This window comes from Streptomyces sp. NPDC053069, from assembly GCF_044546895.1.
GTDB lineage: Bacteria > Actinomycetota > Actinomycetes > Streptomycetales > Streptomycetaceae > Streptomyces.
Map to the genome: position 1 here is coordinate 280,671 of NZ_JBITZN010000002.1, position 24,102 is coordinate 304,772.

At 70.4% G+C, this 24,102-nt stretch carries 29 protein-coding genes and 1 pseudogene; 24 read left to right on the plus strand and 6 right to left on the minus strand.

Features of this window, described 5'->3' with window-relative positions; all coding sequences use genetic code 11:
• Both ACIGXP_RS04900 and ACIGXP_RS04905 read left to right on the plus strand, forming a co-directional pair.
• On the plus strand, positions 1-1,497 hold the full coding sequence (locus ACIGXP_RS04900; RefSeq protein WP_399764068.1) for a GntP family permease: 1,497 nt from the start codon (positions 1-3) through the stop codon (positions 1,495-1,497).
• A 73-nt stretch (positions 1,498-1,570) separates the two neighbouring features.
• Complete coding sequence (locus ACIGXP_RS04905; RefSeq protein ID WP_399764071.1) at positions 1,571-2,155, plus strand: hypothetical protein; 585 nt, start codon at positions 1,571-1,573, stop codon at positions 2,153-2,155.
• A gap of 118 nt (positions 2,156-2,273) precedes the next feature.
• Here the strand turns inward: ACIGXP_RS04905 and ACIGXP_RS04910 are convergent, their stop codons facing one another.
• Positions 2,274-2,489: a CGNR zinc finger domain-containing protein gene (locus tag ACIGXP_RS04910; protein WP_399764846.1), complete on the minus strand. Its 216-nt coding sequence runs from the start codon at positions 2,487-2,489 to the stop codon at positions 2,274-2,276.
• 65 nt (positions 2,490-2,554) lie between these two features.
• On the opposite strand from ACIGXP_RS04910, the gene ACIGXP_RS04915 reads away from it, so the two are divergent.
• Both ACIGXP_RS04915 and ACIGXP_RS04920 read left to right on the plus strand, forming a co-directional pair.
• A complete protein-coding gene (locus ACIGXP_RS04915) occupies positions 2,555-2,866 on the plus strand; it encodes a hypothetical protein (RefSeq protein ID WP_399764073.1) in 312 nt (103 codons plus the stop codon).
• Between the two features lie 37 nt (positions 2,867-2,903).
• Complete coding sequence (locus ACIGXP_RS04920) at positions 2,904-3,554, plus strand: CatB-related O-acetyltransferase (protein WP_399764075.1); 651 nt, start codon at positions 2,904-2,906, stop codon at positions 3,552-3,554.
• Positions 3,555-3,559: 5 nt separating this feature from the next.
• Here the strand turns inward: ACIGXP_RS04920 and ACIGXP_RS04925 are convergent, their stop codons facing one another.
• Entirely contained in the window at positions 3,560-4,213 is a 654-nt protein-coding gene (locus ACIGXP_RS04925) for a TetR/AcrR family transcriptional regulator (RefSeq protein WP_399764077.1), read from the minus strand.
• Positions 4,214-4,320: 107 nt separating this feature from the next.
• On the opposite strand from ACIGXP_RS04925, the gene ACIGXP_RS04930 reads away from it, so the two are divergent.
• Together ACIGXP_RS04930 and ACIGXP_RS04935 are read left to right on the plus strand one after the other, a co-directional pair.
• Positions 4,321-4,485, plus strand: coding sequence for a hypothetical protein (locus ACIGXP_RS04930; RefSeq protein WP_399764079.1), 165 nt, complete (start codon positions 4,321-4,323; stop codon positions 4,483-4,485).
• An 85-nt stretch (positions 4,486-4,570) separates the two neighbouring features.
• Positions 4,571-4,969, plus strand: coding sequence for a VOC family protein (locus ACIGXP_RS04935; protein ID WP_399764082.1), 399 nt, complete (start codon positions 4,571-4,573; stop codon positions 4,967-4,969).
• A 39-nt stretch (positions 4,970-5,008) separates the two neighbouring features.
• Here the strand turns inward: ACIGXP_RS04935 and ACIGXP_RS04940 are convergent, their stop codons facing one another.
• From ACIGXP_RS04940 to ACIGXP_RS04950, 3 genes are all read right to left on the minus strand, one after another.
• Positions 5,009-5,749: a VOC family protein gene (locus ACIGXP_RS04940; protein WP_399764085.1), complete on the minus strand. Its 741-nt coding sequence runs from the start codon at positions 5,747-5,749 to the stop codon at positions 5,009-5,011.
• Positions 5,750-5,831: 82 nt separating this feature from the next.
• Complete coding sequence (locus ACIGXP_RS04945; RefSeq protein ID WP_399764087.1) at positions 5,832-6,218, minus strand: hypothetical protein; 387 nt, start codon at positions 6,216-6,218, stop codon at positions 5,832-5,834.
• Positions 6,219-6,370: 152 nt separating this feature from the next.
• Positions 6,371-8,083: a chitinase gene (locus ACIGXP_RS04950; RefSeq protein ID WP_399764090.1), complete on the minus strand. Its 1,713-nt coding sequence runs from the start codon at positions 8,081-8,083 to the stop codon at positions 6,371-6,373.
• 311 nt (positions 8,084-8,394) lie between these two features.
• Here ACIGXP_RS04950 and ACIGXP_RS04955 point away from each other — a divergent pair, with 311 nt between their 5' ends.
• The 14 genes from ACIGXP_RS04955 to ACIGXP_RS05020 all read left to right on the plus strand — a co-directional run bounded on the left by ACIGXP_RS04955 (position 8,395) and on the right by ACIGXP_RS05020 (position 19,594).
• Positions 8,395-9,279 carry a hypothetical protein gene (locus ACIGXP_RS04955; RefSeq protein WP_399764093.1) on the plus strand — a complete coding sequence of 295 codons (885 nt, stop codon included), beginning with the start codon at positions 8,395-8,397 and terminating at the stop codon, positions 9,277-9,279.
• Between the two features lie 58 nt (positions 9,280-9,337).
• The gene (gene cpaB, locus ACIGXP_RS04960; protein ID WP_363217454.1) at positions 9,338-10,045 is read left to right on the plus strand and encodes a Flp pilus assembly protein CpaB; all 708 of its coding nucleotides are present in this window, start codon (positions 9,338-9,340) and stop codon (positions 10,043-10,045) included.
• A gap of 12 nt (positions 10,046-10,057) precedes the next feature.
• Positions 10,058-11,290 carry a CpaE family protein gene (locus ACIGXP_RS04965; RefSeq protein ID WP_399764097.1) on the plus strand — a complete coding sequence of 411 codons (1,233 nt, stop codon included), beginning with the start codon at positions 10,058-10,060 and terminating at the stop codon, positions 11,288-11,290.
• An 8-nt stretch (positions 11,291-11,298) separates the two neighbouring features.
• Complete coding sequence (locus ACIGXP_RS04970) at positions 11,299-11,691, plus strand: TadE family protein (protein ID WP_363217452.1); 393 nt, start codon at positions 11,299-11,301, stop codon at positions 11,689-11,691.
• A 1-nt stretch (position 11,692) separates the two neighbouring features.
• Positions 11,693-12,034 (plus strand): TadE/TadG family type IV pilus assembly protein, encoded by a 342-nt coding sequence (locus tag ACIGXP_RS04975; RefSeq protein ID WP_399764100.1) that lies wholly within the window; start codon positions 11,693-11,695, stop codon positions 12,032-12,034.
• Between the two features lie 18 nt (positions 12,035-12,052).
• On the plus strand, positions 12,053-13,390 hold the full coding sequence (locus ACIGXP_RS04980; protein ID WP_399764103.1) for a CpaF family protein: 1,338 nt from the start codon (positions 12,053-12,055) through the stop codon (positions 13,388-13,390).
• Positions 13,391-13,397: 7 nt separating this feature from the next.
• Positions 13,398-14,342, plus strand: a complete 945-nt coding sequence (locus ACIGXP_RS04985) for a type II secretion system F family protein (protein WP_363217449.1) — start codon at positions 13,398-13,400, stop codon at positions 14,340-14,342.
• Between the two features lie 13 nt (positions 14,343-14,355).
• Positions 14,356-15,246, plus strand: coding sequence for a DUF5936 domain-containing protein (locus ACIGXP_RS04990; RefSeq protein WP_399764107.1), 891 nt, complete (start codon positions 14,356-14,358; stop codon positions 15,244-15,246).
• Between the two features lie 7 nt (positions 15,247-15,253).
• Entirely contained in the window at positions 15,254-16,675 is a 1,422-nt protein-coding gene (locus ACIGXP_RS04995) for a sensor histidine kinase (RefSeq protein WP_399764110.1), read from the plus strand.
• A 13-nt stretch (positions 16,676-16,688) separates the two neighbouring features.
• A complete protein-coding gene (locus ACIGXP_RS05000; protein WP_399764112.1) occupies positions 16,689-17,441 on the plus strand; it encodes a response regulator in 753 nt (250 codons plus the stop codon).
• A 125-nt stretch (positions 17,442-17,566) separates the two neighbouring features.
• Complete coding sequence (locus tag ACIGXP_RS05005) at positions 17,567-17,764, plus strand: hypothetical protein (protein WP_363217471.1); 198 nt, start codon at positions 17,567-17,569, stop codon at positions 17,762-17,764.
• Positions 17,761-18,372 (plus strand): pilus assembly protein TadG-related protein, encoded by a 612-nt coding sequence (locus ACIGXP_RS05010; RefSeq protein ID WP_399764848.1) that lies wholly within the window; start codon positions 17,761-17,763, stop codon positions 18,370-18,372. Before ACIGXP_RS05005 ends, ACIGXP_RS05010 begins: the two co-directional genes overlap by 4 nt.
• 16 nt (positions 18,373-18,388) lie before the next feature.
• Entirely contained in the window at positions 18,389-18,970 is a 582-nt protein-coding gene (locus ACIGXP_RS05015; protein ID WP_363217446.1) for a hypothetical protein, read from the plus strand.
• A gap of 6 nt (positions 18,971-18,976) precedes the next feature.
• On the plus strand, positions 18,977-19,594 hold the full coding sequence (locus ACIGXP_RS05020) for an OmpA family protein (RefSeq protein ID WP_399764115.1): 618 nt from the start codon (positions 18,977-18,979) through the stop codon (positions 19,592-19,594).
• Between the two features lie 36 nt (positions 19,595-19,630).
• On the opposite strand, the gene ACIGXP_RS05025 is transcribed toward ACIGXP_RS05020, so the two are convergent.
• Entirely contained in the window at positions 19,631-20,005 is a 375-nt protein-coding gene (locus tag ACIGXP_RS05025) for a DUF192 domain-containing protein (protein WP_363217444.1), read from the minus strand.
• Between the two features lie 111 nt (positions 20,006-20,116).
• Here ACIGXP_RS05025 and ACIGXP_RS05030 point away from each other — a divergent pair.
• The 4 genes and pseudogenes from ACIGXP_RS05030 to ACIGXP_RS05045 all read left to right on the plus strand — a co-directional run.
• Positions 20,117-20,731, plus strand: a pseudogene (locus ACIGXP_RS05030) (LLM class flavin-dependent oxidoreductase); the annotation flags it as partial.
• A 305-nt stretch (positions 20,732-21,036) separates the two neighbouring features.
• Entirely contained in the window at positions 21,037-21,537 is a 501-nt protein-coding gene (locus ACIGXP_RS05035) for a GNAT family N-acetyltransferase (protein WP_399764119.1), read from the plus strand.
• A 96-nt stretch (positions 21,538-21,633) separates the two neighbouring features.
• Entirely contained in the window at positions 21,634-22,419 is a 786-nt protein-coding gene (locus ACIGXP_RS05040; protein WP_399764121.1) for a class I SAM-dependent methyltransferase, read from the plus strand.
• A gap of 761 nt (positions 22,420-23,180) precedes the next feature.
• The gene (locus ACIGXP_RS05045; RefSeq protein WP_363217440.1) at positions 23,181-23,954 is read left to right on the plus strand and encodes an isoprenyl transferase; all 774 of its coding nucleotides are present in this window, start codon (positions 23,181-23,183) and stop codon (positions 23,952-23,954) included.
• The last annotated feature ends 148 nt before the right edge of the window (positions 23,955-24,102 follow it).

The following is a 24,102-nucleotide window of genomic DNA, read 5'->3' on the forward strand; positions in this document are numbered from 1 at the left end:
ATGTCCTTCCCGCTCACCCTGCCCGCCACAACCGCCCCCACCGCTCCCGCTGCGCCACCACCCCACACCGGAGGCCTGCTGCTCCTCCTCGACGGCACCCCCGGCCTCCTCACCGTCGCCGCCCTGGGCATAACCCTCCTCCTCTTCCTGATCATCAAGGTCCGGCTCCAGCCCTTCGTGGCGCTCCTCGCCGTCTCGACAGCCGTGGGCCTGTCGGCCGGCCTCTCGGTCACCGAACTCTTCGGCACCGTCCAGCGTTCCGACGCCGTCTCGACCATCGAGTCCGGCATGGGCGGCATCCTCGGCCATGTCGCGATCATCATCGGCCTCGGCACGATGCTCGGCGCGATCCTGGAGGTCAGCGGCGGAGCCGAAGTGCTGGCCTCCCGCCTCCTCGGTCTGTTCGGCGAGCGGCGCGCCCCCCTCGCCATGGGCCTGACCGGCCTGATCTTCGGCATCCCGGTCTTCTTCGACGTGGGCATCTTCGTCCTGGCGCCGCTCGTCTACGCGGCGGCGAAACGCGGCGGCAGGTCGATCCTCCTCTACTGCCTCCCGTTGCTCGCCGGCCTGTCCATGACCCACGCCTTCCTGCCGCCGCACCCCGGCCCGGTCGCCGCCGCGGGCCTGCTGCACGTCCAGCTCGGCTGGATCATCCTCATGGGCATCGTGTGCGGCATCCCGGCCGTACTGGCCGCCTGGGCGTTCTCCGCCTGGATCGGAGAACGGATCTTCGTCGCCGTACCGCAGGACATGGCCGAGGCGGCTCAGGAGGCGAAGCGGGCGGTCGTGGCCGAGCAGCGTGCCCAGGGCGTGGAGGCGGGCGAGAAGCCGGTACCGCCGGCCACGGTCCTGGCCATCATCGGCACACCCCTGATCCTCATCCTCGCGGCCACCTTCTCCTCGATCGCCCTGGACCCGTCCCCGGCCCGCTCGGTCGTGGAGTTCTTCGGCAACCCGTTCGTGGCCCTGACCCTGGCCCTCCTCCTCGCCTACCACCTCCTGGGCATCCGCCGGGGCTGGTCCCGCAAGTCCCTGGAGACGGTGTCGACTTCCTCGCTCAAGCCGGTCGGCAACATCCTGCTGGTGGTCGGCGCGGGCGGGGTCTTCGGCGCCGTACTGAAGGCGAGCGGGGTGGCGCAGGCGCTGTCGGACACCTTCCACGGCGTGGGTCTGCCGGTGATCGTGCTGGCGTATCTGATCTCCCTGGTGCTGCGGGTGGCCCAGGGGTCGGCGACGGTCGCGATCGTGACGACGGCGGGCATCGTGGCGCCCCTGCTCTCGGCGGGCCACCACTCCCAGGCTTTCGCGGCCCTGGTCATCATGGCCATTTCCGCAGGCTCGATCTTCGCCTCGCACGTCAACGACGGTGGCTTCTGGATGGTGGCCAAGTACTTCGGCATCAGCGAACGGGACACGCTGCGCACATGGACGGTCCTGGAATCGGTGCTGTCGGTGGTGGGGTTCGCGGTGGCGGCGACGGTGAGTGTGTTTGTGTGAGTGTGACGTGAGTGAACCCGGGGATGAGCGGGCTGACTGGTTCCGGCACAGGGAAGTCGTCCATACTGCCGCCGTGGAGCAGCGCATAGGAGCGAGCAGCAAGCCGTCCAAGGGCGAGCCGTTGAAGGCAGAGCCCGTCACGGGCGCCGGTTTCGACCCGGCGTTCATCCCCGGAATCACGGCCCCGGCCCCGGCCAGGTCCGATGAGCCTGTGGACGCCGAGCCGGCCCAGTCGTCGGCGGAGCCGGAGCCGCAGGACCGGGAAGCGCCGGCTCAGCTGGAGAAGGCCGGGGACGCCGAGGACGCCGGGGACGGTGAGAAGGCCGGGGACGGCGAGGACGCCCAGGCGGCCGACGAGACCACGGCCGGTGGTCCGGTCTTCGAGGCGTCCGACCGCCGCGCGAAGATCGTGGCCGACCGCAAGGGCGTCCGCCTCCGCCTGGACGAGGAGTCCTGCGAGTTCCGCTGGGACGAGATCGCCGCGGTCGAGACGGAGTACCCCCGCTTCGGCAAGCGCTTCACGATCACGGTCCACACCCCGGACCGCCGCTGGTACCCGATCGAGATCGAGGCGACGGCCAGAACCCGCTTCAAGGAGTGGGACGAGCAGCTGGACGCGGTACTCGACGCGTACTTCGAGCAGGACTCCGCCGGCTGAGGCGGCGTCAGGGAGCGCGGCCGGGGCGCGGGCACGCGCCCGGCGCGCGTGATCCGAGGCGTCAGCGCCCAGCCCGCCGCATGACGTATCACCAGGCCGCCGAGACGCCGGTATTCCGTCAGCCCGTCATCCCGGCCGCGTGCTTGGTGCGCCAGGCGCTCTTCTTGGCCTGGTTGCCGCACGCTCCCATCGAGCACCAACGGCGGTTCCCCGGCCGGGAGGTGTCGAGGAACCAGGCGGCGCAGTGCGGTCCGGCGCAGGCACGTACCCGCCCCAGTGCGGCGGAGGTCGAGCGCGTCGCGGGCGATGTGGGTGAGGACGGCGCGTACCGGATCGGCGGCGGTGTAGGTCACCGACGCGCTGCGCCCCGAGGCCCGCGCACGCCTGAACACGGCGTACATGACCTGCGCGTTCCTCGGTGGCAGCGCAGGATCGTGGCTGGGCGTGCGCGCGTACTCCGCCTTCGGCTGGAACGGAGTGTGCGGTCTGGTCGCCCTCCTGGCCGGCCTCGCCCTGCTCCGCCACGTCCTGCGCGGCCGGCCGGTCACGCCGGCCGAGGCACCGGTCGCGGCGCCGTCGGGCACGGACGGCGTACCGGCCGGCCGCTCACGGATCATCCCGTGCACCGGTGAAGGCGCCGACGGGTGGCAGGCGCGCGGCGAGGCAGGTGGTAAACGGGTGTCCAGGGGCGGCGAGCTGCGGCGATCATGAACCGGACGCGACCGCAACCGATGAGGAATCGCTTCCCATGCCTGTACCTGCCGACCCGACCGTCCTCCATCCGATGCCCGAGCAGCCGCGGGTGGTACTGCTCAGGCCGCTGCTGAAGTCCCCGCTGATCGAGGTCGGGGAGTATTCCTATTACGACGACCCGGACGACCCGACCGCGTTCGAGACGCGCAATGTGCTCTACCACTACGGGCCGGAGAAGCTGATCATCGGCAAGTTCTGCGCGCTGGGTACGGGAGTGCGGTTCATCATGAACGGCGCCAACCACCGCATGGACGGCCCCTCGACCTTTCCCTTCCCGACCATGGGCGGCTCCTGGTCGGAACACTTCGACCTGCTCACCGACCTGCCCAGCCGAGGGGACACCGTCGTCGGCCACGATGTCTGGTTCGGCCACGGTACGACCGTGATGCCCGGCGTGCGGATCGGACACGGCGCGATCATCGGCTCCGGCGCCGTGGTCACCACGGACGTACCCGATTACGGGATCGTCGGCGGTAACCCGGCACGGCTCATCCGTACCCGGTACAGCGAAGAGGACGTCGCTCGGCTGCTTGCGGTGGCCTGGTGGGACTGGCCCGCGGAGCACATCACCGACCATGTGCGGACGATCATGTCGGGCAGCATCGCCGATCTGGAGGCCGCCGCCCCGGACACCCCGCATGTCTGACGCTGCTATGCGACGGCGTAGTGACCGAGGGCCGCTTCGAGCATGCCGAAGGCGCTGGCCGCCTCCGCGGTGACGGTTTCGGCGATCTCGTCGTTGGGGTGTCCGGTCAGGGTGAGGTCCTGGATGCGCTGGAACAGGATGCGGTGGACCGTGCCGAGCAGTCCTGCGGCGGTCCGGACGGTGATGTCGTTTGGCGGTGCGCCGGTGGCCGCGGCGAGCGCTTGGGCCAAGGCGCTTTCACGCTGGTCGTGCAGGCCGCGCAGGCAGGCGGTGAGGGTGGGGCTGTCGGCGATCATGCGGGCGAAGGCAGGGCCGGAGAACCCGGAGACCGGATCCGCGGCCGCAGCGGCGTCCATGAAGGCGCGACGCAGCGCCGCCAGCGCGGACTCGCCGGACCGCCGTGCGGTCACCGTCTGCGCCAGGGAGGCGATGAACGCGTCCTGGTGGTCCAGGGCCAGATCCTCCTTGCGTGCGAAGTAGTTGGTCACCGTCTTCTTGGCGACCCGTGCGGCGGCGGCGATCTCGGCGATGGTGGTCTGCTCGAAGCCCTGGGCGATGAACAGGCGGGTGGCGTGGTCGGAGATGAGCTGCCGGGTCTCCTGCTTTTTGGATTCCCGCAGGCCGGCGGGCTGCGCGGGCGATGTGATGTCGGTAGCCATGAGGCGAATCTTACCCTCGTAGCATTTTTATGTTGACACCCGCGCTCTGGTTCGGCTAACTTTACGTCCGTCGCAACTTTATGTCGAAGGAATGAAGAGGAGTGCCCATGCGTGAGCTTCACACCGCGGTCGTCGCCCCCGCCTCCGCCCCCGCGGCGCCGATCCCCGCGCCGCGTCGCCGGGACGGGCAGCAGCTCGCCCGCATGGCAGCCGCCCGCGCCCGGCGCATCACCCCGCCCGTCCGCAGCCTGCCGCGCCGCGCCGGCTACTGACCCGCACCGCCCCACCGACGATCACGTCCGACCGCCTCGCCCACCAGCGGCGACAGGCTCCGCGCATCGATGAGGGGAACGTCTCTTGCAGATCACCGCGTCCACCGTCTCGCTCACCGTCGACGACGTCGCTGCGTCCCAGCGGTTCTTCACCACCCACCTCGGCTACGTCGAGCAGGCCGCCGCCGAGGGATTCGCCTCCCTGTCACGCGACGACGCGGCGGTGGACATCGTCCTGCTCGCGCGCGGCATCGAGGTTCTGCCGGCCGACCAGCGTGACCAGCACGCTTCCGGCCTGATCGTCGCGTTCACCGGCACCGGGATCGAGAACGAGGAGAAGCGGCTGCGCGCCGAGGGTGTCGAGATCACCATGCCGCTGCGCGAGGAGCCCTGGGGCGAACGCCTCTTCCAGGTCACCGACCCCAACGGCGTGATCGTCCAGTTCGTCGAGTGGGCCGCCACGTCCGGCCCCGAGAACGCCTGAGTACGCCTGCTCCGAGGTGTCCACGTACCCGTTCCCCGGTCAGGGGAGGGCGCAGACGCAGAACTCGTGGCCCTCCGGGTCGGTCAGACACGTCCATGGCACGTCGCCCTGGCCGACGTCGAGGTCGGTGGCGCCGAGAGCCCGCAGCCGGGCCACCTCCGCTGCTCTGTCGTCACCGGGGTACGGCAGCAGGTCAAGATGGACGCGGTCCGGCACAGTCTTCACGTCGGGTGTGCGGAGGAATTCCAGATACGGGCCTACGCCCTTGGCGGAGCGCAACGCCGCATGGTCGTCGGTCACCTCGTGCACGGCCCAGTCCATCGCCTCACCCCAGAACCGGGCCATGGCCCGCGGATCCACGCAGTCGACCACCACTGCGGCGATCGGCCCGGTGTCGCGGTAGATCTCCCGAGGCTCCAGCACGCAGAACTCGTTGCCCTCCGGGTCGGCGAGGACCGTCCACGGCACGTCGCCCTGGCCCACCTGGGCGGGCGTCGCACCGAGAGCCACGAGGCGCGCGACCAGCTCCGCCTGATGGGCCGCGGAGGTGGTCGCGAGATCGAGGTGCACCCGGTTCTTCGTCGTGGTCTTGGGTTCCGGGACGGGAACGACGTCGATGCAGACAGCGACCGGGTCCGGCCAGACGGGGCCGCCCGCGGGTCCGACGTAGGTGGTCACACCGGGGCTGTAGGCACTCCAGCCGAGCGCCTCCGCCCAGAACCGGCCGACCGCCAGGGCGTCAAGAGCCTTGATGTTCACCTGAACCGGTCGCAATGCCATGCCGGCGATCCTACGCACCCGCTCCGCACAGTCGATCAGGCAACGGGATCGGTCCGGTCGCGCGGGCGGCGCCTCCGCCCCGCTATTTCTTGCCCTTCTCGTCGTTCTCCTTGAAGCAGACGACGAACCATTTCCCGGCGCCCGACTGGGTGAGCGAGCCGGTCGTGCCCGGGACGTCGGAGCATGCCAGGGTGTCGACGACGGCGTCCTCGTTCATCTTCAGGACCTTGTAGTCGGCGTGCGGGTCGGTGCAGTCGAGCTTCTTGGCCTTCGCATCCTTGTCCGTCCCGATGTTCTGGAAGCAGTCACCGGCCTTGAGCGTCGCGGACTGGTCCTTCGTGTCGTACGGGCCCAGAGCCCAGAACACCACCATGCCCGCGACGGCAAGGACCAGACCGAGGAGGATCAGGCGATTGCGTCGTATCTGCGCCGGGGTGTACGAGGCGTTCGGGGGCGGCATGGGGGACACGGGCAGTTCCTCAGTGGGTGCGGACGTGCGAAGACGGCCACGAATCTAGCCCACCTGCCGGTACTCGTCGTTCGCGGCCGGACGTCGTCCCGTGCGTAACGGCAACGCCCGGACCGCAGAGGTCCGGGCGCCGTCGCCGAGCGGAACTCACGTCACGGCAGCGCGTGCACATGTGCCCCCACCGCACTCGACCACGCGTTCCCGGCCGACGCGTCCCAGTTGGTCGACCAGGTCATCGCGCCGCGCAGGTCGGGGTAGGTCCTGGACGGCTTGAAGGTGCCGCAGTGGGTGCCGGCCGTCAGGCAGTCCAGGGCGTTGTCCACCACCGTCGGGGACACATATCCGCTGCCTGCCGCGCTCGTGGAGGCCGGGAGACCCAGGCCCACCTGGGACGGGGCGAGGCCGCCCTGCAGCTGGATGCAGGCCAGGGCGGTGAGGAAGTCGACCGAGCCCTGGCTGTAGACCTTGCCGTCGCAGCCCAGCATCGAACCGCTGTTGTAGTACTGCATGTTGACGACCGTGAGGATGTCCTTGATGTTCAGGGCCGTCTGGAAGTACGCGTTCGATGTCGACTGCATGTCGATCGTCTGCGGTGCCATCGTGATGACCAGGGACGAGCCCGCCTTCGACGCCAGCGCGCGCAGTGCCTGGGTCATGTAGGTCGCGTTGAGGCCGTTCTCCAGGTCGATGTCCACGCCGTCGAAGCCGTACGTCTGCATCAGCGAGTGGACCGAGTTCGCGAAGTTCGTCGCCGATGCCGAGTCGCTCACCGAGACCGTGCCGTTCTGGCCGCCGATCGAGACGATGACCTTCTTGCCGGCCGCCTGCTTGGCCTTGATGTCCGCCTTGAACTGGTCGACCGTGTAGCCGCCCAGGCCGGACGTGTCCAGGTTGAAGGTCACGGCACCCGGCGTCGAGGTCGCGTCCGCGAAGGCCACCGCGATGATGTCGTACGACGACGGGACGTCCGACAGCTTCTGGACCTTCGCGCCGTTGTTGAAGTTCTGCCAGTAGCCGGTCACCGCGTGCCTGGGCACGGAGCCGCCACCGCCACTGCCGCCGGAGGCCGTCGTGGCCGTCACCGACGCCGACTTCGCCGACTCGCCCGCCGCGTTCGTCGCCGTCACCTGGAAGGAGTAGGAGGTCGAGGGCGTCAGGCCCGTCAGCGTCGCCGACGTTCCCGTCACCGCTGTCGCCTTCGCGCCGTCCCGGTAGACGTTGTAGCCCGTCGCGCCCGAAACACCGGCCCAGGACAACGACACCGACGAGGAGGTCGTGGACGAGACCGAAAGACCGGCCGGAGCCGCCGGGACCGTCGGGGCCGGGTCGCCGCCTCCGCCGCCGTCGGGGCCGTGGACCGAGACGTCGTCGGCGTAGTAGGACGCCTGGCCGTACCAGCCGTGGGTGTAGACCGTGACCGATGTCGTCGACGCGCCGGTGGTGAAGGTCGTGGACAGCTGCTTCCAGGCGGATGTGTCCGGCGTCCACGTGGACACGTCCGTCGTGCCCGTGCCCGTCACGCCCAGGTAGGAGTAGCCGCCCTGCACCCATGCGCTCAGCGTGTACGTCGAGCCGGGCTTGACCGCGACCGTCTGGGTGCACTGGGCGTCGTCCTGGCCGGCCGGCGTCGCCTTCAGCGCGGCCGACCCGGTGTGTACCGGGGAGGAGACCGTCGTACCGCTCCCGGCCGTACAGGTCCAGTTGGTCAGGCCCGACTCGAAGCCCGCGTTCCTGACGTTGTTGACGTCCGCCGCGGAGGCCGGGGCGGTGGCGAGGCCTGCTACGGAGAGGGCCAGCGCGGTGGCCGCGGACCAGAGGGTGATTCGGCGTCCGCGGGGTCTGGGTATGCCTGGTGCATGGTCCACAGGGGGCCTCCGGTGGGGGAGTCGAAGAATTCGGCGCGCGAGGCAGCCGTGGGGAGGGAGGGGAGAGAAGCGGTGGCCACCGTTGGGCTACAAGTTGGTCCAGACCAATCCGGGTGTCAAGAGGTTCAGGCCAAAACTGTTTCCGGGCGCCCGCTCAAGCTGTCCGGATTTGGCGGGAGTTGTGACCGGAGAGTTCCACGCGAGCTTCACCAACGCTGTTCTCCGGCCATACGGCCGTGGATACAGTGCTCACATAGTCACGCAGTGAAGTCGTCCTGGCGCACGGGAGTTACCCCCGTGGGCCGGCGGGTGTGAAGAGCGGGGAGCTGCGCGTGCCAACTGCCATTGCCGTGACCAGTGCCGACATGGCGCTGCCGGCGCAGGACGAACGGACCATGCCCGCCGTCGTGCTCAGCGGCATCGACCAGCGGCCGCTGGAGCAGGCGCTCACCGAACTGCACACCCTGACCGAGCAGTACGGCTATGTCGTCGTCGTCTGCTCGGCCGCCACTCCGGAGCCCGTCGTACGGCGCCTGCACACCCTGCGCTCGCTGCTGGAGAGCGACCGCATCGCCCTCTTCCGGCCCGAACTGCCGCCGCTGGGCGTCGCCGTGCTCGCCCGCCAGTTGCGCCAGCTCGCCTCCTGCGATCTGAGCCCGGGTGTGCTCGCCTCCGCCGGGCGGCTGCTCACCCACTACATCCACGCCGGGGCCGTCCTCGGCTCCGTCGCCAAGCTGGACCGCGTCCCGGTCGGCCTGAAGGCGCACGCCAAGTCCTGGATGCCGGGCAGTCAGTTCGCCGTGCTCGCCCATCCGGAGCCGCAGCTCGTCAAGGTCGGGCCCGGCGTCACCCTCAAGGGGCCCGATTTCAACACCTGGATGCTCGTCGCCAAGGGACAGCAGACGCAGGGCGACTGGGTGGCCGGGCTGGCCGGGCAGTGGAGCGTGCACGGGCTGCGCGAGGCTCCGCTGCCCGCCGAGTCCGCCGCCTGGTGGGGGACGGCCCGGATCACCGAGTTCTGCAGCTACCTCGCCGATCTGTCCGTTCTGTATCAACTCGTCACATCGGTACGACAAGCCGGCTGCCACTGGTGCGGCCTGGCCGTGATCGGCGACCGCTGCGTCTTCTGCTCCGCCAACCCGCCCGCCCGTGAACCCGCCGCACCCCGCGCCCTGGAACAGCGCACGCCCGCCTGACCAGCCCAGCACGTCCATACCCCGCTCGGCCGATTCCCCCAATGAGGTTGCACGGTTCATGAACTCCCGTCAGCGCCGCGGCGTGATACTCCTGATCCTTTCGGTCCTGTGCGCTCTCGGCGCGTTCGCCGGCGTGCTCTCCGTCGTCCACGACGTGAATTCCAAGGTCGGGCCCGAGGTCACGGCCTATCGGGTCCGGTCCGACGTGAAGCCGTACACCGCCCTGGACGCCGGTCAGTTCGAGCAGACCAGGATGCCCAAGCGCTGGCTGTCCGGCAACGCGGTGACGGATCTGCGGCAGATCCAGGGCAAGATCGCCGTCACCACCCTGCGCGCCGGCTCACTGCTCCAGACCGACATGATCGTCGACCAGCCCGCCCTCCAGCCCGGACAGCAGGAGGTGGCCATCATGATCGACGCGGCGACCGGCGTGGCCGGGAAGATCACCCCGGGGGCGCGGGTCAACGTCTACGCCACGTTCCAGGGGAAGAAGGACGCCGACCCCGACCAGTCGAAGATCGTCGTGACCAACGCGCGCGTCCTCGACGTCGGCCGGATCACCGCCCTCGACCCCGACAGCAGCAAGAACCAGCAGCAGCCCACCGAGGCCGTCCCCATCACCTTCGCGCTGTCCACCCTCGACGCCCAGCGCCTCACCTACGCCGAGTCCTTCGCCCAGCGTGTCCGGCTCGCGCTGGTGGCCCCCGGCAGCGAGACCAGCGTCCCGGACAAGGACCGCACCTACGAACTCGCGACGGACAAGTGAGAGGCCGCCCGCATGCCCACCAGGATCCTCCCGGCCGGCGCGGACCCGGATGCCGTCCGCTCCCTCACCACCCTGCTCAGCCAGCTCCCCGACGCCGAACCACAGCCACCGGTGACCGACTCCACCCAACTGGTGGACACCCTCGCCCGGCTCGCCGCCGAGTCCGTGGACGAACTGCCCGAGGTCGTGGTCGTCCATGAGCGGATCGGCCCGGTCCCGGCCCTGGAGCTGATCCGCGAGGTCGCGCTCCGCTTCCCCGCGGTCGGCGTCATCCTCGTCACCACCGACACCAGCCCCGGCCTGTTCTCCGCCGCGATGGACTCCGGCGCCCGCGGCCTGGTCGCGCTCCCGCTGTCGTACGAGGAACTCGCCAGCCGTGTCCACGTCGTCGCCCAGTGGTCGACGGGGGTACGCCGCCACCTCGGCCACAGCGTGGACGTCTTCGGCGGAGCCGGCGGTACGGCCGTCACGGTCAGCGGCGCCAAAGGCGGCGTGGGAGCGACACTCACGGCCATCCAGCTGGCCCTCGCCGCGCAGGCCTCCGGGCGGGCGACGGTCCTCGTCGACCTGGACCTGCAGACCGGGGACATCGCCTCCTACCTGGACATCCAGTTCCGCCGGTCCGTGGTCGACCTCGCCGCCATCACCGACATCTCGCCCCGCGTCCTCGCCGACGCCGTCTTCCGCCACGACACCGGGCTCGCCCTGCTCCTCGCCCCCGCCGAGGGCGAACGCGGCGAGGAGGTCACCGACCGCGCCGCCCGCCAGATCATCAGCGCGCTGCGTTCCCGCTACGAGGTGGTCGTGGTGGACTGCGGAGCCCAGTTGAGCGGTGCGGGTGCGGCGGCGGTGGAGATGGCCGACACCGCGCTGCTGGTGACCACCCCGGACGTGGTCTCCGTACGCGCGGCCAAACGGACCGTACGGATGTGGGACCGGCTGCAGATCCGCAAGGCCGAGGAGACCACGGTGGTCGTCAACCGGCACTCACGCAGCACGGAGATCCAGCCGGCGCTGGTCCAGCGCATCACCGGGACCGCTCTGGCCCGTACCGCCGTCCCCGCCAACTTCAAGGAGCTGCAGGGGGTGGTGGACGCGGGGCGGCTGCACGAGCTGGACAGCAGGAGCACGGTCAAGCAGGCACTGTGGGCGCTCGCGGGCGAGCTGGGGCTGGTGAAGGCCGCCGAGGGGGCGCACCGCGGAAGCGGGCGGGCCTCGGTCGGATTCCGGCGGCGGAAGGAGTGAGCGCTCCGATGAGAAGCAGAAGGCCGGGCGGGGACCGGGACCGGGGGCAGGTCAGCATCGAGTTCCTCGGGATGACGCCGCTGATCGTCCTGACGCTGGTGCTCGTGTGGCAGGCCGTGCTCGTGGGATACACCTTCACGCTGGCCGGGAACGCCGCGGACGAGGGGGTGCGGGCAGGGACCGCGGCGCCGCGGGGGGAGCGGCAGGCGGTGTGTGAACAGGCGGCCCTGAAGCAGGTGTCGAAGGCGTGGCAAGGGGGAGCCAAGGTGAGCGGGTGCGACCAGACCGGCTATGTGACCGTGGACGTGCGGCTCAAGGTGCCCGTCCTCTTTCCCGGCCTCATCGACTTCCCGGCCCACGTGACCGGCCACGCCGGTGCCGTCGAGGAGGTGAAGGACTGAGATGCGTCGCCGCAGAAGCGACCGGGGCCAAGTCGCCGTCGAGTACCTCGGGTTCATCCCGGTCCTCCTGATCGTGGCCATGGCGGGCATCCAGATCGGGGCGATCGCCTACGCCGCCGAGCAGGCCAGTACGGCGGCGCGGGCGGGGGCGCGGGCGGCGTCGTTGCGGCAGGACGTGCCGCAGGCGTGCTCCGAAGCCGTCAGTGGCGCCCTCAAGGTGAGCTGCGACGAGACCGGGGGAGGGGAGGCCTCGGTCACCGTCACCGCCAGGGTCGGCATCCCCAAGATCTTCTGGAACTTCGGGGAGGCCACCAAGACCGCCACCATGCCCCGCGACCACTGACCGAGGAGAAGCGACCCCATGAGCCTGAGGGCACGCATCAGCACCCCGGAGGAGCACGGCAGCCGGGGCGAGGACGGGCATCTGGTCGCCTCCTACCGGGCCAAGCTGCTGGAGGAGATCGACCTCGCGGAGATGAGTTCGCTGGCCGCCGCCGAGCGCCGGGCCCGGCTGGAGCGGGTGCTCGGGCACATCATCAGCCGTGAGGGCCCGGTGCTGTCGACGGTCGAGCGCTCTCAGCTGATCCGCCGGGTGGTGGACGAGGCACTGGGCCTCGGCATCCTGGAGCCCCTCCTCGAAGACGCGTCCATCACCGAGATCATGGTGAACGGCCCCGACGCGATCTTCGTCGAGCGAGGCGGCCGCGTCGAGCAGCTGCCGCTCCGGTTCGTCTCCACCGACCAGCTGATGCAGACCATCGAGCGGATCGTCTCCACGGTGAACCGCAGGGTCGACGAGTCGAACCCGATGGTGGACGCCCGCCTGCCCTCCGGCGAGCGCGTCAACGTCATCATCCCGCCGCTGTCGCTGACCGGCCCGATCCTCACCATCCGCCGCTTCCCGCGCTCCTTCACCCTGCAGGAGCTGATCTCCTTCGGCTCGCTGGACGAGCACATGGTGTATCTGCTGGCGGGGCTGGTGCAGGCGAAGTTCAACATCATCGTGTCGGGCGCCACGGGCACCGGGAAGACAACCCTGCTCAACGCCCTGTCCGGACTCATCCCGCCGCACGAGCGCATCATCACCATCGAGGACTCCGCCGAACTCCAGCTCCAGCAGACGCACGTGGTCCGCCTGGAGTCCCGGCCGCCGAACGTCGAGGGAAAGGGCCAGGTCACCATCCGCGACCTGGTCCGCAACTCCCTGCGGATGCGCCCGGACCGGATCGTGGTCGGTGAGGTCCGCGGCGGCGAGTCCCTCGACATGCTCCAGGCGATGTCGACCGGCCACGACGGATCGCTCGCGACGGTGCACGCCAACAGCGCCGAGGACGCGCTCACCCGGCTCCAGACCCTCGCCTCCATGTCCGACGTCGAGGTCCCCTTCGTAGCGCTGCACGACCAGATCAACAGCGCCGTCGACGTCATCGTCCAGCTCACCCGGTTCGCCGACGGCGCCCGCCGGATCACCGAGATCGCGCTCCTCGACAGCCATGGCGGGGAGCCGTACCGGCTGGCGACCGTGGCCCGGTTCGACGCCCGGCCCATGACCCCCGACGGCCGCGTGTACGGCGCCTTCCAGTACTTCCCGCTGCCCCGCCGTACCGCCGACCGCCTCTACATGGCGAGCCAGCCCGTCCCGCAGGCCTTCGGAGTCGCCCACTCCGCGGACCAGCTCGCCACCCGAGAAGCCAGGTAGGCCACCCATGGAACTGCACACCCTCGTCCAGCTCACCACCGGCGTGACGCTGCTGGCCTGCGTCCTGGCGGTGGCCGGCGTGCACGCCTGCGCCTCGGGCCGGGCCCGGCGCGCCGCCCTCGTGGACCGGCTCACCCACACCGGCCCGGTCCCGGCGACCGGCCGCCGGCGCCGCTTCCGCGACCTCGACCGGCGGCTGCGCCGTACCCGCCTCGGCCGCCGGCTGGAGCTGCGCCTGGCGGCGACCGGCCTGGACGTCACCCCCGGCGAGTTCTTCGTCTACATGCTCGGCACGGTCGCCGCGCTCTGGCTGATCGGCCAGGCCACCCTGGCGCCGTTCTTCGGACCCCTGGCCGGCCTGCTCGGCATCGGGGCGGCGGTCCAGTTCCTCAACTGGCAGCGGCAGAAACGCATCGAACGGTTCATCAACCAACTCCCCGAACTGGCCCGCATCCTGGCCAACGCCACCCAGGCCGGCCTCGCCCTGCGCACCGCGATCGGCATGGCGGCGGAGGAACTGGAGGCCCCGGCCGGCCAGGAACTGGGCAAGGTGGCCGACCAGCTGGCCATCGGCCACTCCCTCGACGACGCGCTCGGTGAACTCGCCGACCGCCTGCCGTCCCGCGAGCTGGTCGTCCTGGTCACCACCCTGGTCCTGTCGAACCGCGCCGGCGGCCAGGTCGTGTCCGCGCTGCGGAACCTCACCGAGACCCTGGAGGAACGCAAGGAGACCCGGCGCGAGATCCGCACCCAGCTGAGTCAGGTGACGATGACGTCGTACGCCGTCCCCGTCCTGGGCGTCGGCGCGCTGTTTCTGATGAACGCTGTGAAGGACGGCGCGCTGGCCCGCATGACCGGCTCACCGGTCGGCCAGGCCTGCGTGCTCATCGCCTTCGCGATGTACGCGGTCGGCTTCGTCCTCATCCGCCGCCTGAGCCGGATCGATGTGTGAGGGAGGTGACCCGATGCTCGCATTCCTGCTCGCCCTGCTGATGGGCCTCGGCGTCTGGGGCGCCTTCGCGGGCGTCCGCATGTACCGCGCGGACGCGAAACTCCCCGGCGACCTGGCCGTGGCCCTTGAGGTCGGCGCCACCCGCACCGGCGCGGTGGGCTCGGTCATCGACCGGATGGGCATGCGCTACGCCCCCGCCGTGCTGCGCCTGATGGGCCCGCGCCTGGTCGCCAAGTACCGCCGCAGGATCGACCTCGCGGGCAACCCCGGAGGCCTGACCATCGACCGCTACGCGGCCCGCCGCGCGGTGTACGGCGCACTGGGCGGCGTGGGCTTCCTCGTCTTCCTGCTCCGCGGCCAGTGGTTCGTGGCCCTGCTCCTCCTGCTCTTCGGGGCGTTCTGGACGGAGGTGGGCATCTGGTCGGCGATCCGGGTCCGCAAGGACGTCATCGAGCGCACCCTGCCGGACTTCCTGGACGTGCTGGCGGTGGTGGTCAGCGCGGGGCTCGGCTTCCGCCAGGCACTGGACCGGGTGGCCTCCCGCTACGAGGGCCCCTGGGCGGACGAACTGCGCATCACCCTCCGCCAGATGGACCTGGGCATGAGCCGCCGCCAGGCCTTCGCGGAACTGCGGCGGCGGAACGACTCGGAACAGGTGGCGATGTTCGTGACGGCACTGCAGCAGGGGGAGGAGCTGGGCGCGCCCATCGTGGACACGTTGGTCTCCCTGGCCAAGGACATGCGCCGCACCGACGCGCAGAACGCCCGCCGCAAGGCCGCCCGCGGGGTGCCCAAGGCCACGCTGATGATCACCACGTTCATGGTCCCGGCCACCATGCTCCTGCTGGGCGCGGGCCTGATCCTCGGCTCCGGAGTGGACTTCGGCTCCCTCACGGGGAAGTGAGGCGGACATGACGGTGACGGGGTGGACGGGGCGTGGAGGGAGTTCGCTCTTCGAGGGCCGCCTGAGCCGGCTGAAGGGGAGGGCGGGCCGGTTCCCCCGGCGCCGGAGCTCGACCGCCGGTACGACGCAGCACGCCACCCCCTCCGCCACTGCCGAACCCTCGGAGAAGATCCAGGTCAGCGCGTTGCAGGCGATGTGCCGGCAGGTCTTCGGGTTCCGCCTGGCCATGATCGCCCTGGCCGCGCCCGCCGCCCTGCTCAACGCGGCCCCCGGCCTGGGCGTACGCCTGGTCGGCGCGGCCGTGGTCGCCACCTTCATGGTGTCCTACGTCCTCTTCCGCGACTGGGAACGCTTCGGCCCGCTCCTCCTGCGCCACCCGAGCCTCCTGGCCGCCGACACCGTCTTCGGCTCGTTCCTTCTGATCTCGGCCGGCCCGGACACCACCCTGGCCTACGTCAGCGTCTGCACCCCGCTCCTGGCAGGCCTGGTCTACAGCTGGCGCGGCGCTGCGTTCTTCGCCTCGCTCCAGTCCCTGATCCTGCTGCTGGTCCACGCCACCCTGAAGGCCGACCGCCACGCGCCGGTCGCCGAGGCGTTGCTCCTGCCCGGCCTGTGCATCATCGCCGGGGCCATGGGCTCGACGTTGCGCAACCTGATGCTCCGCTTCGGTGCGGCGACCCAGGCCCTGACGACGGTCCGGGCCCGCCTGGCGGCGGCGGAGGCGGTGAGCGCGGAACGCGCCCGACTGGCCCGCGAGATGCACGACTCCGTGGCCAAGACCCTCTACGGCGTGGCCCTCGCGGCGGACGGCCTGGCGGCGACGGCCTCGGCGGACGCTCCCGACCCCGACCGCATCCGGCAACAGGCGGAACTGGTGTCCCGCTCGGCGCGCAGGGCGGCGGCCGAGTCGAGGGAACTCCTGACGGACCTGAGACGAGAGCGCCCGGACGCACCGGGGGAGACAACCCCGTGGTCGGAACTGTGGGCGTCGGCCCGTGACTTCGCGCAGCGCACCGGCCTCCGCGTCACCTGCTCCTGGCCGCCGGCCCCGCATGCGGACCCCACGCCACCGGCGCTTCCCCCGTTGCCCGCGCCCGTGGCCCGCAACCTCTTCTCCATCGCCATGGAAGCGCTGGAGAACGCCCACCGGCACGCGGGCGCGACCCGCGTCGACGTCCACGCGGCGGTGTACGGCAACGTGCTGCGCCTCACGGTCCACGACGACGGCCGGGGCCTGCCGCCCGGCACGACGCTCGAACGACTCCGTGACCGTGGCCACTTCGGTCTGCTCGGCATGGTGGAACGCGCCGCACAGGCGGGCGCCCGGATCCGTATCGGCCGAGGCGGCCACGAACGGGGCACGGAGGTCCGCGTGGAACTCCCCCTGCCGGCCCCGCACCATCCCGGCCCAACCCCCGAAAGCCCCTGAGAGGAGGCAGACCATGCAGCACAGTCACCCCTGGCCGGAGCCCTGCGCGCCGCCGCCTCCCCCGCTGCGGCTGTTGGTGGCCGACGACAACCCCGTGGTCCGGGCGGGTCTGACGGCCCTGCTCTCGGGCCGCGAGGACACCACGGTGGTGGCGGAGGCCGCGGACGGCCGCGAGGCCTACGAGGCCGCCCTGCGACACCGTCCCGACGTGATCCTCCTCGACGTCCGCATGCCCGGAGTCGACGGAATCTCGGCATTGCCGCACCTGGTGCGGCTGGCGCCGGTCATGATGCTCACCTACAGCCACGAGCCGGAGACCGTGCGGGAGGCGCTGCGGCTGGGGGCGGGGGGATACCTGGTGCACGGCGAGTTCACGACGGAGCAGTTGGTGCGGGCGGTGCGGGATGTCGGCGAGGGGCGGCCGCATGTGACACCGGGGGCGGCAAAGGCGTTGCTGACCGACCTGCGATCGAGTGCACCTGCACACGCGGAACTCCAAGTACCGGCCGATTTAGGGAAAACCCCCGCCCAAACCCTTTCGCAACTGCAATCCTCTATGGAAGACTCGGCCCGTTCACGTTCCCGGCTGAGTACGAGGGAGGCGGAGATCATGGACCTCATCGCGTCCGGCATGACCAACCAGCAGATCGCCGCCGCCTGCTTCATCTCCGAGAAGACGGTCAAGAACCACATCAACCGCATCTTCGCCAAACTCCAGACCACCACCCGGTCTCAGGCGGCCGCGAAGTGGTTGGGGGTGGCCTGAGGTGGAGGCGCGGGGAAGCGGCAAGGGCCGTGAATGGGTCCGGGGTTGGGCCCTGGGACCCTCCGACGGGGCCCGGCGCCCGGCATACGTTTTCCGGATCGGAGGCGAACCCGGAGGGGACCACCATGAGCAACTGGTTCAACACCACCGTCGCATACCTGCAGGCCCGTGTTGCTCGCAGCGACAGGGGGCAGACCGCGGTGGAGTACCTCGGCATCATTGCGGTGGTGGTGGCGATCGTGTTGGCGATCACGGGGACGAGTATCGGGCAGACGATCTTCGATGCGATCAGGAACAAGATCAGCGAGGTCACCGGCGGCTGATTCCTCCATATCGCGACGCGGGGCAGGCCTTCCCCATCTACCTCACGGTGGTGGCAGGCCTGCTCTTTCTTGCGCTGGCCTACCTTGCCGTCGGACAGGCGGCCGTGAACCGGAGCGGGGCTCAGACGGCGGCGGACGCGGCGGCGCTGGCGGCGGCTCAGGACGAGCGGGGCCAACTGACGGATCAGTGGGTCAAGGCGCTGCGTGATCCGACACGGTGGCCGGACATCTTCGACGGGAAGGTGATGCTCGACAACCCCGACCACCCGTGCCGACGGGCCGGCCAACTCGCGACAGAGAACGATGCCTCGCTGGGGCACTGCTTTGTGCCGGCCCTGCTCAAATACCAGGTCGACGTGACGACGAACAAGACCGTTGGTCGCTCCGTCGTACCCGGTAGCGAGAAATACCAGTCAACGGCTCACGCGACAGCCGAGGTCCAACGCCGCTGTTGGTTCAAGCTCGCCGCCGTTGGTGCCGAGCTGCCCGATCTCGCCTGCAAGGACGGCAAGGTCTGGCATCTCAAACCGGACGACACCACAGGGCTCCCGAAGCCCGAAGACCTCTTCGACGTCCACCTGGCCAACTCACCGGTGAACGAACAATGACGAAGGAAGCGGAGCGATGAGCATTCGGTTCACTGCGAAGGCCTGCAGGGGGATGGTCGCATTGACCGTTGCGGCTGGTCTGGCCGTGGGTGTGGCCGGTTGCGGTGGAGGTGGCAGCGACGACAAGGAGCCGAAGAGTTCAGCGTCCGCTTCCGGCACCTCTCGCTCCGGCCCGAGCACCCAGGAGGGGCAGTCGGAACAGCCGCTGGCCGAACTGAAGGGTTCGGACGGCCTGCTTCTCCAGATCGGCTCCGCGCAACGGGACTCCGGTGGCTTCGTCACGGTGAACGGCACCCTGAAGAACGATGGCGCAAAGGATCTACTCATCCCGGCCGCCCTCAGCGGCAATGAAACCGAGATCACCAAGAACGGCCCGTCCCTGGGCGGAGCAACCCTCGTGGACTCGAAAGGGAAGAAGCGCTACTACGTACTGCGCGACACAGACGGCCGCCCGCTCACCACAACCGGCCTGGGCACGCTCAAGGGAGGCCAGTCGCTGCCGGTCTTCATGCAGTTCCCTTCACCACCCGACGACACCAATGAGCTGACCCTCCAACTGCCCACCTTCTCCAGCGCCACCATCAAGATCTCCGGGTGAAGCCAAGTGACCACCCCCCGCCTCCCCGCCACCCTCGCCCTCACCGCCACCCTCCTCCTCACCGCCACCCCCGCCCACGCCGGCGACACGGACCCGAGTCAGCCCCCCGGCACCGCCCCCTCCGCCGCCGCGCCCGTCAAAATCGACGCCACCGACCCCGACCTGAAGCTCCCCGAGGGCGCCACCCTCGCCGCGCCCAAGGTGCTGGACATCAAGTCGGTCGTCGAAGACCAGAGCGGGGACGAGCGCCGCGAGGACACCAACGCCGATGTCACCTTCGCGCTTCAGGCCGAAGTCCTCTTCAGCAGGGACAGCGCCAGGCTCGGCGACGAGGCGAAGGCCCGTATCGCCACCATCGCCGAAGAGATCAAGAAACAGAACGCGACCCGGGTCCGCGTCTTCGGCTTCACCGACAACCTCGGCTCGTCCGCCCACGGCGACATCCTGTCCAGGCAGCGCGCCAACGCCGTACAGGCCGTCCTTGACCAGGACCTGAACGACCCGGACATCACCTTCGAGGTCCGCGGCTACGGCGAGCAGTACCCGATCGCCGACAACTCCACGGAGGAGGGCCGGAGGAAGAACCGACGGGTCGAGGTGTCCTTCCCGCGTTCGGGCGGCTGACTCAGGGATCCGCCGAGACGACGAGAAGCGGAGCCCCTACCCCGCCTCCACCGTCACTCGCACTCCCCTCTGCAGTCCCCACCCCGCCATGGCCCCCGCCTCCGCCTCCAGTACGTGCCGTGCCCGCAGGCGGGGGCGGCCCAGACGGCCGGGCTGCATGGTGCGGACGGCCAGGACGGTCAGCTGGCGGTCCAGGTAGGCGACGTCGATGGGGATGCGCATCCCGAACGTGTGCACTCCGCCGGCCGGTGACAGCAGCATCGCCCCGGCGATCGAGTCCCGGCCCAGGAGCCCTCTTGTCCGCGCCCGGTACGAGGCCGCGATCTCCAAGGGAAGGGTCACCGGGTCGCCCCCTCCCTCGCTCCCCGGCACGATCAGCTTTCCCGCGCCGTCCCGCCAGCGACGTCCCATGGCTCCCCTCAGTGACACTCGGCTCCTCGGCTCCTCGCCCCTCGACGCCGCCAACTCTCCTCCCGGAAAATCCGGTTGTCATCTCCCTTCCTCCCCACTAGGAAGAGCCCAATGACTGGACTCGGTGTCGTGTTCCGCCCCCAGCTACCGCCCGAGCGTCTGCGGGCCGTCGCCCGTGCCGCGGACGACGTGGGGCTCGAAGAACTGTGGTTGTGGGAGGACTGCTTCCTGGAGGGCGGGATCTCGACGGCCGCCGCGGCGCTCGCGTGGACGGAGCGCGTGCGCGTGGGTGTCGGGCTGCTGCCCGTGCCCCTCAGGAACGTCGCCGTGACCGCGATGGAGACCGCGTCCCTGCACCGGATGTTCCCCGGCCGCGCGACCGTCGCCGTCGGGCACGGCGTGCAGGACTGGATGGGGCAGGTCGGGGCACGGGCCGCCTCGCCGCTCACCCTCCTCGGCGAGCATCTCGACGCCCTGCGCGCCCTGTTGACGGGGAAACGGCTCACCGTGCAGGGGCGGTACGTCTCCCTCGACGACGTCGCCCTCGACTGGCCGCCGGAGCGTGCCGTGCCGGTCTTCGCCGGCGGCACCGGGCCACGTACGCTCCGCCTCTCCGGCGCCAAGGCCGACGGTACGCTCCTCACCGCCGCCACCTCCCCGGACGGCGTACGACAGGCCCGGCGGCTCATCGAGGAGGGGCAGCGGGAGGCGGGGCGCGGCGAGCCGCACAAGGTCGTCGTCCATCTGCTGGCCACCACAGGTCCCGACGCCGAGGCCCGCCTGCGGACCGAACTCGCCGCCGATGGGCTGGAGTCGGCCACGGACGTGGGCGTGGCAGGGGATGCGGGCGCCGTGGCCGCGGCCGTACGACGGCTCGCCGAGGCCGGTGCCGACACCGTCGTGCTGCAGCCGACCGGGGACGAGCCCGACCCGGAGGGATTCGTGCGTTTCGCCGCGGAGGCGGTCCGGCCGTTGGTGCCGTAATCGCAGGTCGCGAGGCATTGTCAGTGGCCGCTGCCACACTGCCTGGCATGACGGACGAGCGCGATGAGCACGGCGAAGTGAGCCTGCGCGGTGTCACGGACGACGACCTGTTCGTCTTCCTCACCCATGAGCACGACCCGGATGCGGTCCGGCGGTCGAGGTTCACGCCCCGGCCCCGGGACGCCTTCCTGCGGCACTGGCGGGAGCGCGTGCTGGGCGATCCCGACTGTCTCGTGCGGACGGTCACCGTGGGCGGGGAGGTCGCCGGGAACGTCGTCTCCTGGACGCAGGAGGACGGGCGGCGGTACGTCGGGTACTGGCTGGGGCGGCCGTACTGGGGGCGTGGCGTCGGCACCCGCGCGCTCGGTCTCTTCCTGGAGCTGGAGCGCGTACGGCCCCTGTACGCCGATCCGTTCCGCGGCAACGCCGCGTCCGTTCGTCTGCTGGAGAGACACGGCTTCGAGCGGGCGGGCACCGTCCGGCACGGGGAGGACGAGCACATCCTGCTGGTCCTGCACCCCGCCGCGCGCCCGGAGGCGACCCCATGACCTCGATCCCCGCGCCCCGGCAGCTCCCCGGTCGGTCGGTGTCATCGGGCGGAAATCGGCAGGCCGCGTCGGCGGCATCCTGCGATCATGGAGGGCATGGCAGTGCAGCGTTCCTTCGAAGACCTCGTCGCCGAGGGTGCTGCCGTGCCGACCGAGGGGTGGGACTTCTCCTGGTTCGAGGGGCGGGCGAGCGAGGAGCGGCCCTCATGGGGATACGCCGTGTCGGCGGGGGAGCGGCTGGCCGGGGCCGAGGCCGTGCTCGACATCCAGACCGGTGGCGGTGAGGTGCTGGACTTCGCCCTCGCCACCGCAGCCCCGGCCCGGCCGGTGCTTGTCGCCGCGACGGAGGGCTGGCCGCCGAACGTGACCAGGGCCACCGCCCTGCTGCGGCCGCGCGGCGTGGTGGTCGTCGCCGCCTCTCAGGACGCGCCGCTGCCGTTCGCCGACGAGGCGTTCGACCTGGTGCTCAGCCGGCATCCGGTGCGCCCGCACTGGGACGAGATCGCCCGGGTGCTGCGGCCCGGCGGCCTGTACTTCGCCCAGCATGTCGGACCGGCCAGCGTCTTCGAGCTGGTCGAGCACTTCCTCGGGCCGCAGCCGCAGGAGGTGCGGACCGCCCGGGACCCCGAGCGGGAGCGGGCCGATGCCGAGGCGGCCGGACTGGAGGTGGCGGGGCTGCGGGCGGAGCGGCTGCGGATGGAGTTCCACGACATCGCCGCCGTCGTCCATTTCCTGCGCAAGGTGGTGTGGATGGTCCCGGGCTTCACGGTGCAGGCCTACGAGCCTCAACTGCGTGCACTGCACGAGCGGATCGAGCAGGAGGGCCCCTTCGTGGCGCACAGCTCCCGGCATCTCTTCGACCTCCGCAAGCCGGCGCGCTGAGGCAGTTTCCACATTGTTATCGGCTCTGGTTCACATCCGCCCCACCGGTCACGTAAGTTCAGACCAAGGTTATTCGCGCAAGCAAAGCTGCGCGGGCGGCACCGCGCAGTGGAGGGGGCTGCGCGGTGCCGTGAAACCGGGGATCCTCCCGCTTGCCGTAGCGGAACCGTCAAGTCAGGATTCGCCGACCGGGTAGCCCGTCGGGGGGACCCTGGGGGCAGCCCGTCGATCCGCCCTCAAGATGGCGCAAACCTTCCGGAATCTCTCTGAATCATTTCGTATCCGACCGGTCTTCCCTGGGATTCCGTGGTGAACCGGCCAGGGGACCTCTCTGAATCCGCCATTCCGCGACCAGCGGGGCGTCGCCGGGCGACTTCGGAGAGTAGTTGTGCGCCGCCGATGCACCCACCATCCCTTACGAAGGGTTATGGTGGAAACCCCCCCTCGGGCCGGTCCGTCTCCCCCCCACGGACCGGCCCGTTTTTCGTCCCCGGCGGACGGCGGGCCTCTCGCCGGGAACTCCGGGAACCTCCGGGCACGCGACGAGCGTCCCCCTCAGGGGCGCGGGACTGTGCCGACATGCGGCCTCCGCCGCGAGGGCGCGTTCGACCACCACGCAGCCGCACTCGACGGCGAAACCGCACCCACCCCGATGCCCAATCCCCAAACCCCGAGCCAGAACCGAGCCCCCAGCGGGGGTAGGCTCAACGGCTCGGGCAACCGTACGCACCGACCCCCACGCCAAACCCCCGGAGGGCCACGTGAACCTGCGCGACAACCTGCGCAGCCTGCTCGTCAGGCTCTACGCACGCCGGGTGGAGGGCCACCTGGACCACGACCAGGTGCCCAAGCACATCGGCGTCATCATGGACGGCAACCGCCGCTGGGCGAAGGCGTCCGGCTCCACCACCGTCCACGGCCACCGGGCCGGCGCCGAGAAGATCGAGGAATTCCTCGGCTGGTGCACCGAGACCGACGTCGAGGTGGTCACCCTGTGGCTGCTGTCCACGGACAACTTCGACCGGCCCCAGGAGGAACTGGTCCCGCTGCTCGGCATCATCGAGGATGTCGTCCGCACCCTCGCGGCCGACGGCCGCTGGCGCGTCCACCACGTCGGCACGACGGACCTGCTGCCGGCCGGGATGCAGCGCACCCTGAAGGAGGCCGAGGAGGCCACCGCCCCCATCGACGGCATACTCGTCAATGTCGCCATCGGGTACGGCGGGCGGCAGGAGATCGCCGACGCCGTGCGCTCCATGCTCCTCGACGCCCAGGACAAGGGTGTGACGATGGAGGACCTCGCCGAGTCCGTCGACATCGACATGATCGGCCGTCACCTCTACACCGGCGACCAGCCCGATCCGGACCTCGTCATCCGCACCAGCGGCGAACAGCGGCTGTCCGGATTCATGCTGTGGCAGACCGCGCACTCCGAGTACTACTTCTGCGAGGTCTTCTGGCCCGCCTTCCGCAAGGTCGACTTCCTGCGCGCACTGCGCGACTACGCCGCACGTCACCGCCGTTACGGCGGCTGAGTCACACCGAACGCCCCGTCGGCCGCCGCGCCGGCGGGGCGTTCGCCTTACCCCGATTCGGGCGGATGTAACGAGGAGTTCACCGGCACGCCGTTGGCCACTTTTGCATGGCGGTGCATGTTCGAGGGCATAAGCCAAGCAGGTCGAC